Consider the following 16,509-nt stretch of genomic DNA (forward strand, 5'->3'; position numbering starts at 1 on the left):
TGTACTACTCTATTTTAGTTTACTAACTACATCACCCAATTTAGCATAGTTCACCACCACACCATCGTCAAGATCAAGCGGGATTGCTTGCTCAGCTACTACAGCAAGACGGTCATGGTATTCACGGCACTCTTCAAGCTGCTTGTTCAGTGTATCGAGTTTCTTGCGCTCGGCGGTGCTGAGGTCGGCAGCGCGAGTTGTGAGATCGGCAATCTTGCGACCTATCATTTCAATGAAAGGCAGAAGATATTTACTGCGGATGCGTTCGGGGGTATAAGGTGTCATGCGATGCAGGTAGGCAATGCACTGAAAGGTGCCTTTTTTGCTCGCAAACAGCCAATAGATGGGACGATTCTGATACATTTTCTTATGGTCCTTCCAAAAATCCTTTTGCCAATACTGCTCGATAGTCTTACCGAAGGTGCGTTCTATATAGTTGAGGTTCTCCACCTGATATTCTGCGCCAAACACATCGCTCACAAACTGGGCAGTACGCAGGCAGGCATTGTCGGTGAAGCCACTATCAGCAGCCATTAAAGGGAAAATGCCGTCATCATCTATCTCAATGGTGTGACCGTTATAGGTATAAGGTTCCAATTCCTCGGTTGTAGGGTTGGGGTGGGCGATATGCAGACCAGACTTATCAAGACGGTAGCGACCCATCCATACCCCGGCGGCGTAACTGAGGAGTTGCTTCAATATTACTTCATCATGCCACTTCAAGGCATTGCCCTCAATGCTCACCTCGTCTTGTTGCAAGATGGTAATTTCATTCAAAGGCACATCGGGAGTAAGCTCATCTTGCAGGCCGTAGATATCGATGAACTGACGGTTGAGTTCTTCTTCATTAGCATGTAGCTGCATGAAGAGAGTATTCCACTTTTTATGATAACGCTCCACAAGGTCTTGCAATTTGGCCGCACAAGGATTTTCGTCGGCTTGCTGTGTTGCTACATCACTATGTGAAGTAGTATTACATAAGACAGTCAATGACACTGTTGCAAGGTCTTCTTCGGAGAAATCTATAAGAGAGATAAGCTCGTTCTGCTGAAAGTCCCAAGAGGTTTCGTGAGAAATCCAATCGTACTTACTAATGAAGATATTTTGGAAAGCGATTTTTTCAATTTCTGATTTATATTGACTGTTCTTATAAGGTAATGAAGCTATGTTTCCAACTTGAAATGCTAATGTGGGATTTAATATAGATAAACAAACATTAGCTACTTTAGAATTAAGAAATGCGCACAAATAATACTTGTCTGCTAAGGGAAATGCAGAAGAACCATTATTATCGAAAAGACAATTAGGTTCTACATATCTTGCACTTATACCACATTTACTAGAAAGAAGGGTCCATGTAATGGCCTCTCTTTTCATATATTGTTGGTTCCTTATTGTAGAAGTTGGGTACTTTCTAATTTCTCTACCATCATCCTCCCAATTTACGACCAACTCAATATTACCATACCAGCGCTTAAAATCACCACCTTTTATATATGTAAACCACTTTTTAGTTGATGTAGAAAGTGATAATAAACAGTTCGAAACTTCATACCAGTATCGTAAGAATATTTCATTTTTCCCTGTATCTATACCCTTTTTAACATCATGGCTCATAACCAACTTCTTGCTATTGCAGAAAACATTCATAAAACATTTACTCACCCAGTATCCAATCGGACATCCCGGAATCTTCTCAAAGTTAGCCTGCGGTACATTAGGATAGTATATCTTTGTACCTTGCCCTGTATAGTTCAAGAACATTTGCTCTTTATCGGCACAGCTTTTCCCATCCAGCAAACGGAAGTACATTCCACCTTGTTGGGCAGTGTGCTTTGCCACCACGAAAGCTGCGTTCTGCACCACTTCCCCACTCAGCTCGTCAAAAGTACGAGGACCAAGGTGAAGCATATTCTCAATATGATAGTTGTCGAGTAATGTCTTGCGAAGTTTCTCGAACGAAGAAAGGAACATCCAGCTCTGCATATTAATCATACCATACCTTCCATGTACTTTTAGCCGTTCGATCGCAAGTGCCATAAATACAGAGAAAAGGTCGGCTTTGACCTCCTCGTAGTTGTCCTTAACATACTTACTCAATACCTCATTCATATTACCTCCGCCCATATACGGCGGATTCATCACTAACGCATCATACTGCTCTGTCAACGCTATTACCAACGCTGCCGACTCATTCTCAGCAACCAGCGAAGCCACCCATTCACGAGCAGCAGGTGTAAGATCAAACTTCATAATGCTACCTAAGGAATCAGCATCCTTCAACAAAGTATTGACTGCATCAATCTCAACCGCCAATCGAGTATCAGTGGGCAAAGGCAATTGCACCTTCGGCATCGTCAGCACCCGTGGCAAGCAATGTGCATCTGCAAAGCTATGATCGCGTTGGCAAGCTTTCAGCGTCAACGCAAAGAGCGAAAGTTGCTGTGCACGAGGATCGAGATCGATACCCGTGAGGTTATCTTGGAAGATATGTGTAATGGCTTCGACACGTGTATAACCTTCAGTGATATAAAGATCGTAGAGTAGATCGAAGCACTCATTAAGGATATGTCCCGAACCACAGGCAAGGTCAGCTACCTTTAAGTCGGTCAGTTCATTGTAATGAAGAATAGCTTCAGCAGGAGTAGGTTCTGCAGGCTCCACGAGGTATTGCCATTTCTCCTTATAAGCCAAAGTGGTATAGGGATTGTTATCGAGATAGATGCGCCCCACCGTATTCTGTACCATGTACTTCACAATCCAGTTAGGTGTAAAGATCTGTGTGGCGGCAGGAATCTCATCAGCCTCAAACTTACCTTTCTTGGCAAACACCTCATCTTTGCGTTCACTGATGTAGAACTGATAAAGCCAACCAATCAGTTCGGGCGAGCGAAACTCTTCGTCGGTGATAAACTCAGTGTGGTTCAAGAGGTCGATAAAACCATTCTCCACCAAAATATTGGCGGGAAGCAACAGTTCAGTATAGTCCTCCATAGTGCCAAAGCAACGTTGCAGGATAGGGTTGGCATGGCACCATGCCACCAAAAGCACAGCAAACTGTTCAGTAACTTTCGTATCGTCATCAAGGAGTTCCAAGAGGTGACGCTTGCTCGCCTCCTCCATTGGAGGGAAAAGCCCTTGCCGGGCTTGGTTTACAATCTGCGGGGTATGTGCAGAGTCGGCGTATGTACTTACCGGTTCGCAAAGTCCGTTCTTTTGTAAGATACGAATGGCTACCAGACGATTAAACCATGTGTAAGCTGCTTGCTCATATACTTCGTTCACACCCTTAGCCTGCACCTCCTCATAGAGCCGCATCCATTGGTGATAAAATCCTTCGGAGAGAGTCCGTCCGTTCCAAAGCGTACCGCCCTGCAAGAGTTGCGGGCGTAAATTCTCAGCCACTCCACCCTTGCTGTCAAAGCCCAAGCTGGTGAGTTTGGCGGCAATACCCGCCTTTAGTATATTGCGTGCTTCAATAGCAAATTTCTTTAATCTATTAGTATCCATCTATCTTATTCCTTCATTTCATTATTTGATAATCATTACCGTCTCGCCTTTGTCAATATGTGCCATTAGCTGCTTCTTGAGTTGTGCCAAATACTTATCCACATCAGCCTCTGAGCCAATAGGTAAAGTGGTACGAGTACTCAAAGCTACCTGTGTAGGATACTTCTTAGCAGGAATTTCTTCCTTCTTGTTTTTGTCATCACCAACCGTAGGTTTAGGCTTCGGTTTTGCAGCCAATATCTTCGCTGTTTGCTCTGCAAAGAATGCATTGGTATCGAGGTTGGTCTGCAACACAGGAATGCTATCCGGTTGTGTTTTGAGTTTTACTATGACCTCTTGATCTGAGAGAACAGAAGTCGATACCTCGTTTTCCTTACAGCCTTGCTCCAACTGAGCATACGTTTTGGCATATTCTTCAGCAATTTGTTTGCGAAGTTCTGTTCGTTTAACATCGATAGCCCCGGCAAGAGTGTTGCGAAGCTTCATATAAGTACGTATGCCGATGGGCCATGCTGCATTCTCTATTCCTATCAACTGCGTAACTGCCTCGTGAAGCTCAATAGGTACGAAGCTAAAATTATCCCGATTATCGCGTACAAAGCGGAGCACATCCTTATAATTACCCATTTGGTCTTGGACAAACTGCACGACTTCTTTACAAGTATCGAAGAGGGTGCGCGCCTGCTGCTGTTCGTCAATCACACGACGGAAATACTTCAACGGATCGCGCTCGGCAAGCCAACCTTCGAGCAAGGTCACCATCTCGTCGAGCGGCGCACTGAAAGAGTATGCGGCATTATCCTTGTAGTGCTGCTTGTAGCGTGCTACTACATTCTCCACACTTCGCACATTCTCTTTCTCTCGACTGAGACGGAATAGCTGGGTACTATCGGTAGTGGAGAAAGATTCGCTCACACCAAAGATGTTCTTCCAAGCGGCAATGAAACCATTAATCACCTCGGGCGAAATGGTTACAGCCGGACGAATAGTAAACTTGTTGGTTTGGCTCAGCAAACGGTTTGCTACAATATTCACCTCCACATTGGGATTGTTGCTATAACTATAGTCACGCTTATGCCGACGCACAAGTTCGTTCACCACATATAGGGTACAGATGCCATCCCAACCGAACGGTGCTTTAGAGAACTTGGCTACCACATCACCCACATTCAACTCCTCGTATTGCTTGTTGAGGTAAATTTCCACCTCATGTTCCGCTTCGGTAAGCGAGTCATTTAATCCCTCGTAATCACCCGGATTCACGGGACGAAGGATAGCCGTCTTGAGTCTATCACTGTTTCGGGGAATTTGCGGTAAATCTACCAACCCAGCTTTGGTATAGATGCCGGAAAGGTGTTTCTCTATAGCAGCCAAGTAGCGGTCATTCCCTTTTTTATTACCCAACTCTACATCATCAATTACAGAAAGTCCACTTACTAGAGGACAGGTGTCGAGAATCTTTTGGAACTCTTTCTCAATAATGCCACTCATCACTTCACTGGCACGCTTTTTAAATTCTTCGCGCACGGCAGCATTCTCGTCGCTGGTAGCAGGATTGGCGGTCATATAGCTCTGCACCTTGCAATACCAATAGAAGTTGTTGCGCAAACGAGCATTGGCACGAAACTGTGGCCCCACATAGTACACCAACCGATTGGTCTGGTTTTGTAGAGCAAGTTGTTCGGGTGTATCATAGTCGTCATCCATCATAAACTCCACAACCACATCAGGGTTATTACTGAGGTAGTTACGCTGATTGATGGTCATTCCCACGGCAAACGAACGAGTTTTGTATTGCTCCTTGTTCTTCAATCCTTTCAAGTAACGGTTGAAAATTTCTTTCAGCTCACCGGCTTGTAGGTTGTTATCAGCAGTCTGACTTTTAATCAGCTCGGCTACCTTCATTTCCTCTTCGCTATAGAACGAGAAGAAGTCGGGCGCACCCTGACGGCCTTGTTCACGACGGATGATGTTGTTGTCGCAAAGGAAATCTACCACCTTTTCTACCTCATTCTTCAGATTGAGGCGAGGCGTGGTCATATCGTTAATCAGCAACGTGGTGATATTGTCGAGCGTTGCCGGGAAAACCAGTTGATCAGTTTGCGAAATGTTGCAAACCATAAAGAGGACATTGGCTACACGTACCGCCAGTTTCGGGTCAGCATAGGTACGGGCAATGCGGATAGCATTATCCACAGCCTTCTGTCCACGGGCCTGCAAACCCTCCTCGAACATATTGTTGTAAAGTTCATCAAACGAAACGAACTTACCTACTTCGGCCTGAGCATTGTTGGGAGCCTTAGCCGTAGCGTGAATCACCTTGATGATGCTTCGTTCGTTACCTTTCACCTCCTTAGCCACATACCCCAAAGCAAGGAAAGAGTCGAACACCTGCATGATGAGCTTAAACTGATAAGGAACAAAGGGGTAGAAGTCGATAAAGTCAGTCTCCGTATCGTAGCTCTTATACGCATTTGGTAACTTAAACTGGAGACTGAAGGCTCCTTGCTGCTGCTCGTACATGGCAGCTAAGTCGGTTTTCACCTCCGGCTTCTTTTCCAAGATACGCTTCTGTGTAATCACTTCGGGCTGCGTGCCTTTGAGTGATACTTTCACTTCAAAACGACCTTTAATCTTTCCTTCCTTGTCCTTTTCTTCACCAATATTACAGTCATCCATAATCTCGCTGAGATCCTGCTGAGCTGTACAAGCCACCCACACCTGATTGTTGCAAGCTTCAGAAAGTTTAGTGATAATCTCTTGCAGATTCAAGTAACGGTCGCGTTCCTTATTGATAAACTGGCTCACCTCATCGGCAAGCAATATCAAGCGATAATCTTCGCCTTTGTCTTTGATATAGTCTGCCAGTTCCATACCGAAGCGGTCGATACTGATGGCATAGTCGCGCTTGTCGATATGGTTGTAAAGGGAGTTGCGGTCAAACTGCGGATTGAGTTCACAAGCGGCATCTACAACCATCTCCAAGGCTTGATCCACCAAATCGGCAGCCTCGCTGGGATTGTTCCAATCGCCACCCATCTCGGCAATCACCTCCTTAAATTGTTCCAACAGCCCACGCTCCATCAGCGGTTTTTCCAAAAGCTGTGCTAAGGTGAGGTTAAACTTGTTCAGTCCACGTTTGCCGTTAAACTCATCCCAAAACACCTGCAAAAAAGCCTTCTTTTTGTCGGTAGCCGCATTGTAGGAGGTTTCGAGGTTGAAGATACAGGTATCGATGGTGGCAGTCTTGAGCCACGAAGCAATATCTTGAACCTGTGAAAACTCAAACTGAAGGTTGTGCTTACCATCGAAAGGATCGATTTCTTTCACAGCATCAAGTAAACGTTCTAAAGCTACATCGCGAGTTTCGGGAGTAATGCAGTAGTCGAGGTACTTTAAGAAGTGAGATTTACCCGAACCGTAGTAGCCATCAATCCAAATACCAACATGGTCGTAAGGTTTATTGTTCTTGATAGCATTCAGAATGCGATAAAGTCCATTGAGGATTTCATCGGTAAAAACGTATTCCTTGATTTCAATATCAATGGTCTCTTTATCGAACTTGGTAGCAGAAACTGCCGGATTGACCGGACGATTAATGGATTTGATATACAGATCTTGTAGTTGCATCGTTTATTCGTTTATTAAAAAGGTTGCACGATAAGTATGATGGTCATTTAAGGTATCAAAGAGTTTGAATGAACTTTGTTCCCGATGTCCGGGATAAAAGAGAATGATTTTATAGCGTCCGGTCTCATTGTAATCCTCGTACTTTGCCAAAAGTTCATTGGCACGAAGATAAGGATACATGGTGCCGATGCCATACATAAACACGTATGGACGACGATATTCATCATCAATCGTGATATGCGCCACGATCCGCTCATGCAGATATTTCACGAACTTCTCACTATGGGCATGACGCTCCAATGTGCTGAATATCTTATCGCTCGTATCGGGCTGCTCCTGTTCTTTCTCGAGCAAATATTGCAGCATGGAGTCGAACTTGAGAAACTTTTGTCCATTGAGGTAGTTACAGAACTCTTCAAACAAGTCGAGCGTGAGCACATCCACATAATTCGTAGGACGGATAAGGTTTTGTTTGAACTCCTGTATCTGCTTACGGATATCATATTCCTTCTCTGCCGGATATTGGTAGATGAAGAAATTATAGAATAAGTCGCCGTTCTCAGTATCCTGAAATCCGGGACTATTAAGTTTATCATCCAGTTCTTTTATCGTCATGCCAAACTGTTTTTAATCTTTTCTATTTGATAAGGCTGTAACAAACAAGCCTCCAAAAACCAAGATTCGCCAATTTGCAAATAGTATGGATAGTTGGTACAATCAAGCACTTGCAATTGGTTAGTTCTATCGAGAATTCCTATCTTTCGCAAAATAGATAAATAGGCACTAATCACTTTGTCCTTCGTAGCTTCACTCCACGAGTCAACAAATGCATCACGAGCAGATATTTCATTAAATTCCATGAGGATATCTTCTCTCTTCACAGACTTAGCAACGCTGTTCCAACGACGTATCGTCACGTTTACATGAAAATCAAAAAGTATTTTGTACGTCTTCAACATCACAAAAAAGAGAGCAATAGGCTGCTCTGCGGCAGTCATCACTAAAAAGTCCTGCCAGAAAGCAGGTGACATCGTATCATAACGACGACTAATCTCTAGGATTGCCTTCTTTCTTGATGTTTCAGCATTAATCATCAGTACACGGTTGTTCAATCGTTCATCTTTGAGAAGTTCTTCTCGATCTTCACTTTGCAAGAGAGGAAGCAGAGCAAGCGTCTCATTAAGTAAAAAACCTCCACCCGTAATTGCAGCCGTATAAGGGCTATTTATCTTCATTGCCATATTGTTCTTTTATTCTTTCGATTTATTTATCAGTTCTCGCACATCAATCTCCAAAACTACTTTAATGCGATTCAAATCTGCCATAATTGCATACATAACGCAAATGTAATGAAGTTACTCGGTTGAACCATAAATTTTGCCGCCTTTTTTAACACAATAAGTGTATTTCCCACTTCACTAGATCATTGATTCCAAATAGCTGTTGGGAAGGATGCCAAAAACATTATCTCAATCTCACCGACTCCTAAACGTAAAAAGCGTGCAACTCATTGAGCTGCACGCTTTTGCTTATTGTTTATTATTCGTTTCCTTATCGGAATCATTTGACTTCCTCAAATATAAAGTATATTGATAATCAATTAGTTACTGTTAGAAAGGTACAAATGATATGCAAATGTAAGTATAAAACCATATAGAAAAAGTACAAATGGACATTACTTTGTATGATAACATCCTTTTCTACAGATTAAGGGTCAATACAATGATATACTACTGATATTCAGTATATTGAAGCTGTTCCTTCCTTGCATTCAACAAAGAGCGTTAAATTATATTAAATCCTACAGGACCATTATGATTCGTGCAAAGATAATATTTTGCAGTCAAAGGAAGAAAGACTTCTTGAACCTCTTATATGGTTCTGTGCTTCTGTTTCTGACGTAAGCTGACCCGTACGGTTTTCGAGCTTCAAACAGACATATATACAGTTTACTTTAGGTTAGCATATATATAAAAGCTAACCAAGGTAAACTAAAGTGTTTTTGTCCTGTAGATACTGCACTTTGTGGACTCTTTTCTCCTTTGACTGCAAAAACCTCTTATAGCCTTTTCTCCACTTGTAACGTTCAGTCATACTGCTGTACCATGCTGTCTGCCATGTACCACCCCATCGGGCTTTGATAGGAATTGTGTTGCAAAGGTACCTGTCATGGCGTTCATCCTGCAAGGTCGGTGCCTGTGGTTTGTCCGTGAAATCTCCACGCTCTGATTGTGGCAGAGGTAGTATTTGACGGCAAAACCTTGCATTGATGAGCCATAACACCTTTTGGGGCAACATAATTCTTTAATCAATCCCGATGGTAGTTGGTTCTACATAAGGGAAGAAAATAAAATATTATCTTATGGCTAACATTTGCGACACTCAGTACAAGGTGACAGGCTCACGCAAAGCCGTGGCAGACCTTTGGAACACACTCCAAGAGTTGGAGGTGAACAGTAAGAATGTGTATCTGTATCTCTTGGCAGAACACTATGGCATTGACTACGAGAAGAAAGGCATCTCGGTGAGAGGACACATCTATTGGGCAGAGTATGAGGAGAACGTGGAAGACGATTATACCCTCTTGTCCTTTGACACCGAAAGTGCTTGGTCTTCCTGCGACTTGTTCTTTGAGGAGGTGAACAAGGCACTTGGCGACGAACTTTCAATCAGTTGGCGAGAGATTGAGCCAGGTTGCGACATCTTCTATACGCACGATGAGAACGACTTCTTCCCCGAAGAGTGCTATGTCACTGCATACGGAGAACTCTTTGAGGATTGTGAGGGTGCTTACTCCACCTTTGGTGATGCCATCAAGTTGTGGTGTGAAAAGACAGGTATCTCACAGGACGGAAGAAACGAACAGAAGATGATTGACTTCATCAATGAATACGAGTATGAGGCAGAGGACACGAACTTCTGCATCAATCCAATCACATTCGGCTAACAAGGAGGAACGGATATGGCAACGATAGACATGGAGCAGTTGGACGGCGTTGTAGGGTGTTTCTGCACCTTGCTTTATCCCCGAAGAGGTCAGACAGAGGGAACGATTGTCGAGGACTTGGGTTGTGAGGTCATTGTCCAGCTCATCAACGGCAAGGAAGTGACGGAGTACAAGGATGATGTTGTCATCTGTGAATAATCAGGAGAGAGTCTGTTGGCTATGTGCTTGCAGACTCTTTCTTCCTTTGACTGCAAAAACTCTTTTAGGACAATCCTCCAATGAGGTTATGGTTGTTGTAACTGAAATATCTTAGGAGCAAGTTGTGCGGTTTGCTCACTTGCTCCAGTCCTGTTATAGAAGCTATGCTTCGACAGCTGTATAGCTACACGTCGCCAAAGTCCCTTCGCCGTTTTAAGCGTCTCTTTACCTTGTTATAGGAATGGTTATTTCGCCTTTTGGTTTTACTCGTCTGTCTTTTGCAACTCTTCCTTGTCGGACACAGAACTTGGCTTTGGCATGATGAGAGTGTTATCGCCAATCCTCTGATGTCTATCCTCCTTTGGCTTGATGCCTCTGTTGGTAAGCTGCACCTTTGTGGCTTGTCGTTCATTGTGCATCATTGTTCATGCTCCTCCATCTTCTGCTGATACAGCTGTAAGGTCGGATTTCCCGCTTCGTTACTCCAGGCATACCGCCATAGCAGTGCCTCTGTCAGTTGCATACGGATTGCCTCCTTGCTTACAACCTTTGTTCCATTGTTTGGCCCCGTCTTTTTCTGAATTGAGTTATTTGAAAGCCACTTATTTTTACCATGCAAAGGTAGCGTGATGCTGCGAAGGACTTCCTCCTTCTTGTGTGGCCGCTATCGCTGTGACCAATAAAATAGTGCGTAATCTTCCTTTTTCTTCCTCTCTGTCGTTCATCGCCAACAAGAAAAAGAGTATTGCGAACGATTTTCATGGTGCTTCCCACATGGTGTCACATCCCTGCTTTTGAATGCATGTAAAAATTAAGTTTCACTTTTAAATTCAATTCAAAATGAAAAAGATCGAGAACAACTTCACAGTTTCAGGTTTCGTAGGTAAGGATGCAGAAATCCGTCAGTTCGCAAACGCCAGCGTAGCACGCTTCTCATTGGCAGTAGGCCGTCAGGAGAAGAACGGCGAGGAAACCAACCGCGTATCGGCTTTCATGAATATGGAAGCATGGCGCAAGAACGAGCACACCGAATCATTCGACAAGCTCACAAAAGGCACGTTGCTCACCGTCGAGGGTTTCTTCAAGCCAGAGGAATGGACAGACAAGGATGGCGTGAAGCACTCCAGAATCATCATGGTTGCAACCAAGTTCTACGAGTGTCCCGACAAGGAGGAGACTCCTGCGGAAGAGCCGGCCAAGCCAGCAACCAAGAAAGGCAAGAAATAGCCTTTCCTCTCCATAACAAGGCGACCTTCGGGTCGCTTTTGTTTTGCTCAGGGATATCAATATGCTGTTATAGCGTTTATCTCCTCAGATAAAGTCTTCGTTCAGTCATCGATTATATCGGCGATGCCGTCTTCATTTTACCCTAACCACTTCGTCCCTCTCCATTTGCGAAGCGTCACCAAGATGGTTGGCATATAGACATTCCTGGCTGATGGCAACAAGGTCGCTATTAGCCAAGAAAGACTGAACGCCAAGGTCTGAACGCGAGAGGACTGCCATCTATGCCACAAGATGCCGAAGCCGAGGCTTCTGATAATTGTGTCCTTTACTGGCTATCCACTCGCCTTGATGTTCAGACCGTCAATCTTGGCGCCAGCTTCACTACCCACCCACGCCTGCTTTACTGTTCTTCTTCTCTTTGACTGCAAAATATCTTCTGCTATAATCGGTGTGTCCGTCCATATGCGTTGTACCGCTTCGCCCCACACCTTCAGAACGGCATTACTGTACGGACACCGCACGAATGCCCATGTGACAGGTGCCTACAATGGCACTATCAGAAACTGCCACTTCTGATAACTGCCTTTATTGCTGTCTGGCTGTCCCATTATCGGGCTTCGGCAATGACCGTGTAATGCCATTCTGCCCACCCATACCACTTTTACCACTAATCAACTGTTTTACAATATTTCTTCTGCTATACAAGAGCCAGTTCTTGTCCACTCAGGCATATTGAATGTGGCAGACATGTCTGCTACGTCCAATCTGCCTCAGTGTCCTGCGGCAAGGACAAGGCACATTTGTCATGCTGACAAGAGTGCCCGATTTGTCCGTTACGCAACTGTCTCTTCTTACCTGATATACGTTACTATCTACCTCTTAATTATACTGCTACGCCCCACACCTTAGCGAAGCGTTACATGGTCTGTCGTCATACAGACATCCTTGGCTGATGGCAACACGTTGCTATTAGCCAAAGCTGACAGTATGCCGAAGTACCGACGCGAGAGAATAGTCTGTCCGTGCTACAAGCTATCAAGGCAGAAGTTTTGATGACTTGCATCCCGGTCAGCCAACACACTCGCTTTATGCCGGTACAGCAGACCTGCAAACGCTTCACAGCCCACCCTTACTGTTTCAATCTTTCTTCTTACCTCTTTATATATAACACATCATTCCTCTTGCAGCCAATATCAATAATCTTCTTCCAATCAGCGCAGTGGTAGGCATATTTCCTGCAAAGTTAGCCGCGTCTGAGACAATCGTCAAATTCTGCTTGAGGTCTTGTGACTGTGAACAATCTTCCTTTTCCTCGGAAAAGAGTATTCTTCACACATAATTTGTCTTTATGTCTTTTCTTGCGGCTTTTGGGAGCAGAAAATATCCCTCCACAGGCTGAAAGGTCTCGAAAGGAGGGAAGAAAGAAACGGTTAAGCGAACGCAGAGGGAATTTATCCACTATGCTGAGCGTAAGTTTCTTCAACGTAGTTAAACCAAGTCCAGCGACATGGGCGACAAACTTATTTGTATCACTAAAATTGAAAGGCAATGAAGATTATCATCCTGCATGATGCTGACGCACGCATCGAGTATCTTGACGTAGCCGACCATCTTATCGGCTCTGACATCGAGGAGTTCCTCACCAGACAGGGCTTCTCAGTGAACAACATCACATGGCTTGTCACATCGGCAGACCATATCCCAGTGGTTTACCACAAGTACGACATCGACCGCAAGACCGGCGAGGCGACTCACACCCAACGAGAGGCGGAACTTAAAGACCTCACCATCCACGGACAACTCCTGGCATTGCAGCACCGGGAGCAGGACGAGCTGAAAGCGGCTCTTCGCAAGTACGGCACGGAGGTGGACGGAGGCTTTGAGGTGCATTTCGAGGGAGAGCAGCCCATCGTGGCAGGTTATCTCTTTGACGAGCCTCGTGATATAGTCATAGATGCGGCACGTTTGGATTCTGACGGCAACTTGTCGCTTCTCGGAGAGGACAAGGAAGTGAGGGATGGACAATACGACATAGAGCCAAGCGACATATTTGGCGGTCAGTTGGACTATGTCACGTCGAGTATAGGTGCATGGATGAAGGAGGAGCATGTATGACCCAGTGCATCGTATATGACGAGACTACCAAGGAGAGCGAGACCTTTTGCTCATTGACCGCAGCCAAGAAGTGGATGCGAGAGCGCATCAAACAGAAGCATGAGGTAAGCGGACAGAAGTACAGGGTATATTCCGACGGAGAGTTTGTTAATTGCGGCTCTATCAGTCTCACAGGCAGCAACAAGTCTTTTGTCGCCAATACAAGGCAGACGAAGAAAGGATATTAATAACAAGGTAACGGCAAGCCTAACCAACTTGCCACTATAACATTTTTACATTATGATTTACACTCACACTATCGGACGCATCGGAGCAAAGGATTGCCGCGTCATCACAGGTACACACGGAACATTCATGGCTGTTGACATCGCAGTGGACGACTACAGTAAGGGCAAGCAAATCACCACTTGGGTAAGGGTGAAGAGCAGCAAGGAGAACCATATCCGCTTGGCTGAATACCTCACCAAGGGTCGTATGGTGCTTGTGGAAGGCACACTGACTTCTTCCATTTGGACAGACCGCAACGGAGAGAACCACATACAGCATAGCATCATAGCTGACTCCATCGCCTTTGTCAATGCAGGGAAGGCTTTTGACAACGGTCAAAATGCAGATGCCGCCGACACCCCAGCAACAAAGGCACGTAAGGCAGCCAAGGCAGAGGGCGAGGCTCCCGTACCGCCAGCCGATGCACCGCAGGACAAGAGCGAAGACCTTCCATTCTGAGGGTTGTATTGACTAAGAGTAGTACGTACTAATCGTAGTAAATCCTATTTTACTATGGTTAGTATGTACTATCAGTAGCAGAATAGTAAAGTAGTATTCACTAATAGTAGTATCGCGTTATGACACAGATAATTGCAATTCTAAATCACAAAGGAGGCGTAGGGAAAAGTACGACCGCAGTAAACCTTGCGGCAGCTCTGCAACTGAGTATGAAGCACGTCTTGGCTATTGACATGGATGGACAAGCTAACCTCACAGAAGCCTTGGGATTGTCCATCGAGGAAGAACAGACAGTCTATGGCGCAATGTGTGGACAGTACACCTTGCCGTTGGTCAAGTTGCACAATGGCATCACGGTTGTTCCTTCTTGTCTTGACCTTTCAGCGGCTGAGTCAGAGCTTATCAGTGAGCCGGGACGGGAACTTATCTTGAAGGGACTTATCACCAAAGCCATCGCCAAAGAGCATTTCGACTACATCATCATCGACTGCCCACCATCATTGGGCTTGCTGACCTTGAATGCCCTCACCGCAGCAGACTACATCATCATCCCTGTTCAAGCACAATACCTTGCCATGAGAGGTATGGCAAAGTTGATGGATATTATCCGCATCGTTCAGGAGCGGCTTAATCCCAACCTCAAAGTGGGCGGCATTGTCATCACGCAGTTCGACCGCCGCAAGACGTTGAACCGAAGCGTGAGGGAAATCGTCAATGACAGTTTTCACGAGAAAGTCTTCAAGACCGTCATCCGTGACAATGTGGCTTTGGCAGAAGCCCCCATCAACGGCAAGACTATCTTTGAGTATAATCCCAAGTCCAATGGTGCCAGTGATTACATGTCTTTGGCAAAGGAAGTGTTGAAACTAAAATAGTATGGCCATGAGCAAGAGCAGTATGTTGAAAGAGGGAATGAAAGGCGGTCTCAACGGACTCCTTTCTTCCACCAAGAAGCCGAGTAAAGAGCAGATAGTCACAGAAAACACACAAGCCCCACCAGTGTCTGTTTCTGAGACTACAGAAGTGCCGGTGCATTGCAATTTCCTTATCAACAAGAGCATCCACACGAAGATGAAGTACCTCGCCATCAAGAAAGGGATGTCCTTGCGTAATATTGTCAATGAGGCAATGACCGAATACCTAAAGCGGCATGACACATGAGTGCCGCGCGGTATCATCGCCGGACAGACGATGATACCGCTATCTCTTCTATGAACTCAACTAATCGTAGTAAATACTATTGTACTACTTTACTATTCGTAGTCGATAATCCCCTTAGTAAATACTTTATACTATTATACTCGGTATTTCTATTGTGGCATGGCAATGGGATTTGACCTGCTGGCGGCAGAAGCCGCCCTTTCGTTGCAATGCGAGTTGAAGGACTTGCAGGTGATAGCCGTTGTGCCGTTCCGTGGTCAGTCTGATAGGTGGGGCAAGGAAGAGCAAGCCAAATATGATGCCATCCTACGCATCGTGGATGACGTGGTCGTATTGAGCGAGCGATACTATAATGGCTGCCTTCTGAGGCGCAACGACTACATGGTCAACCGCAGTTCACGGCTCATTGCCTACTTCAATGGCAATCCCAAGGGCGGCACATTCTACACCGTCAGAGAAGCCAAGCAGCAGGGCTTGGACATAGTGAATCTTCATAATAGTGTATAACCCATAAAACAGAAAATGCTTATGGACGATATTGTTGCAATCATCGTTTGCTGCTTCGTGTTCGGAGCTTTGGGCAATGTGCTCAGAGCTTTGTTCGGCGGAGAGAGACGAAATGACTTTCGCCGTGACCGCTAAGCGTTTCTAATCCAAGATACGCTGACAGCCACACGTCTGCACCTTACCCCAAAAAGATGCAGCGGATATTCATGTCCGTAGGCAAGGATATTCAGATTCCTCACCTTAACATTTTGATAAAAACTAAAGATACTGCTGCCTATATTTCAAGACAGCAGTATAAACCTTACTCTGCAGGTGCCCATTTGCAACGCACAGGAGAGACGATTGCACCCTCTGCCTTCAACTGTTTCATTGCAGAATCAACCTCTTTGCGGTCGAGACCGCTGAGTTCTGCGATTTTACCTGCGTTGAGAGGCTGACCAGCCTCCTTCATTGTTGCCAATACTTTTTCTTTTGCGTCCATTGTTTTG

The 16,509-nt window shown here is 45.1% G+C and carries 17 protein-coding genes and 1 pseudogene; 9 read left to right on the forward strand and 9 right to left on the reverse strand.

Annotated elements, in window-relative coordinates:
• Positions 1–9: 9 nt before the first annotated feature.
• The 5 genes from pglX to KSX81_RS00515 form a co-directional block, all read right to left on the reverse strand.
• Entirely contained in the window at positions 10–3,510 is a 3,501-nt protein-coding gene (gene pglX / locus KSX81_RS00495) for a BREX-1 system adenine-specific DNA-methyltransferase PglX (protein ID WP_217725668.1), read from the reverse strand.
• A gap of 21 nt (positions 3,511–3,531) precedes the next feature.
• Positions 3,532–7,140, reverse strand: coding sequence for a BREX system P-loop protein BrxC (brxC, locus tag KSX81_RS00500; protein ID WP_217725669.1), 3,609 nt, complete (start codon positions 7,138–7,140; stop codon positions 3,532–3,534).
• 3 nt (positions 7,141–7,143) lie between these two features.
• Positions 7,144–7,755 carry a BREX protein BrxB domain-containing protein gene (locus KSX81_RS00505; RefSeq protein WP_004319898.1) on the reverse strand — a complete coding sequence of 204 codons (612 nt, stop codon included), beginning with the start codon at positions 7,753–7,755 and terminating at the stop codon, positions 7,144–7,146.
• Positions 7,752–8,381 carry a BrxA family protein gene (locus KSX81_RS00510; protein WP_004319900.1) on the reverse strand — a complete coding sequence of 210 codons (630 nt, stop codon included), beginning with the start codon at positions 8,379–8,381 and terminating at the stop codon, positions 7,752–7,754. The genes KSX81_RS00505 and KSX81_RS00510 overlap by 4 nt, the downstream gene beginning before the upstream one ends.
• Before the next feature lie 736 nt (positions 8,382–9,117).
• On the reverse strand, positions 9,118–9,438 hold the full coding sequence (locus KSX81_RS00515) for a hypothetical protein (RefSeq protein WP_004319902.1): 321 nt from the start codon (positions 9,436–9,438) through the stop codon (positions 9,118–9,120).
• A gap of 64 nt (positions 9,439–9,502) precedes the next feature.
• On the opposite strand from KSX81_RS00515, the gene KSX81_RS00520 reads away from it, so the two are divergent.
• Both KSX81_RS00520 and KSX81_RS00525 read left to right on the forward strand, forming a co-directional pair.
• On the forward strand, positions 9,503–10,087 hold the full coding sequence (locus KSX81_RS00520) for a hypothetical protein (RefSeq protein ID WP_195590810.1): 585 nt from the start codon (positions 9,503–9,505) through the stop codon (positions 10,085–10,087).
• A gap of 15 nt (positions 10,088–10,102) precedes the next feature.
• The gene (locus tag KSX81_RS00525) at positions 10,103–10,285 is read left to right on the forward strand and encodes a hypothetical protein (RefSeq protein WP_004319908.1); all 183 of its coding nucleotides are present in this window, start codon (positions 10,103–10,105) and stop codon (positions 10,283–10,285) included.
• Between the two features lie 263 nt (positions 10,286–10,548).
• Here the strand turns inward: KSX81_RS00525 and KSX81_RS00530 are convergent, their stop codons facing one another.
• Positions 10,549–10,707 carry a hypothetical protein gene (locus KSX81_RS00530; protein ID WP_165861582.1) on the reverse strand — a complete coding sequence of 53 codons (159 nt, stop codon included), beginning with the start codon at positions 10,705–10,707 and terminating at the stop codon, positions 10,549–10,551.
• Positions 10,708–11,125: 418 nt separating this feature from the next.
• Between KSX81_RS00530 and KSX81_RS00535 the strand changes: the two genes are divergently transcribed.
• Positions 11,126–11,512: a single-stranded DNA-binding protein gene (locus KSX81_RS00535; protein ID WP_004319910.1), complete on the forward strand. Its 387-nt coding sequence runs from the start codon at positions 11,126–11,128 to the stop codon at positions 11,510–11,512.
• A gap of 132 nt (positions 11,513–11,644) precedes the next feature.
• Here the strand turns inward: KSX81_RS00535 and KSX81_RS00540 are convergent, their stop codons facing one another.
• The gene (locus tag KSX81_RS00540) at positions 11,645–11,791 is read right to left on the reverse strand and encodes a hypothetical protein (RefSeq protein ID WP_165601820.1); all 147 of its coding nucleotides are present in this window, start codon (positions 11,789–11,791) and stop codon (positions 11,645–11,647) included.
• Positions 11,792–11,844: 53 nt separating this feature from the next.
• The gene (locus tag KSX81_RS00545; RefSeq protein ID WP_225449525.1) at positions 11,845–12,033 is read right to left on the reverse strand and encodes a hypothetical protein; all 189 of its coding nucleotides are present in this window, start codon (positions 12,031–12,033) and stop codon (positions 11,845–11,847) included.
• 1,183 nt (positions 12,034–13,216) lie between these two features.
• On the opposite strand from KSX81_RS00545, the gene KSX81_RS00550 reads away from it, so the two are divergent.
• From KSX81_RS00550 to KSX81_RS00575, 6 genes and pseudogenes are all read left to right on the forward strand, one after another.
• Entirely contained in the window at positions 13,217–13,627 is a 411-nt protein-coding gene (locus KSX81_RS00550; RefSeq protein WP_225683899.1) for a hypothetical protein, read from the forward strand.
• Positions 13,624–13,854, forward strand: coding sequence for a hypothetical protein (locus tag KSX81_RS00555; RefSeq protein ID WP_004319914.1), 231 nt, complete (start codon positions 13,624–13,626; stop codon positions 13,852–13,854). Before KSX81_RS00550 ends, KSX81_RS00555 begins: the two co-directional genes overlap by 4 nt.
• Positions 13,855–13,906: 52 nt before the next feature.
• On the forward strand, positions 13,907–14,353 hold the full coding sequence (locus tag KSX81_RS00560; protein ID WP_004319915.1) for a single-stranded DNA-binding protein: 447 nt from the start codon (positions 13,907–13,909) through the stop codon (positions 14,351–14,353).
• A gap of 119 nt (positions 14,354–14,472) precedes the next feature.
• A complete protein-coding gene (locus KSX81_RS00565) occupies positions 14,473–15,228 on the forward strand; it encodes a ParA family protein (RefSeq protein ID WP_004319917.1) in 756 nt (251 codons plus the stop codon).
• A gap of 7 nt (positions 15,229–15,235) precedes the next feature.
• On the forward strand, positions 15,236–15,514 hold the full coding sequence (locus KSX81_RS00570) for a hypothetical protein (RefSeq protein ID WP_004319919.1): 279 nt from the start codon (positions 15,236–15,238) through the stop codon (positions 15,512–15,514).
• 141 nt (positions 15,515–15,655) lie between these two features.
• Positions 15,656–16,021: pseudogene (locus KSX81_RS00575) on the forward strand (SLOG family protein); the annotation flags it as partial.
• A gap of 301 nt (positions 16,022–16,322) precedes the next feature.
• Here the strand turns inward: KSX81_RS00575 and KSX81_RS00580 are convergent.
• Positions 16,323–16,502: a transcriptional regulator gene (locus KSX81_RS00580; protein ID WP_004319923.1), complete on the reverse strand. Its 180-nt coding sequence runs from the start codon at positions 16,500–16,502 to the stop codon at positions 16,323–16,325.
• Positions 16,503–16,509 lie beyond the last annotated feature (7 nt).

Origin of the sequence: Bacteroides sp. MSK.18.37 (assembly GCF_019129155.2) — a bacterium.
GTDB classification, from domain to species: domain Bacteria; phylum Bacteroidota; class Bacteroidia; order Bacteroidales; family Bacteroidaceae; genus Bacteroides; species Bacteroides ovatus.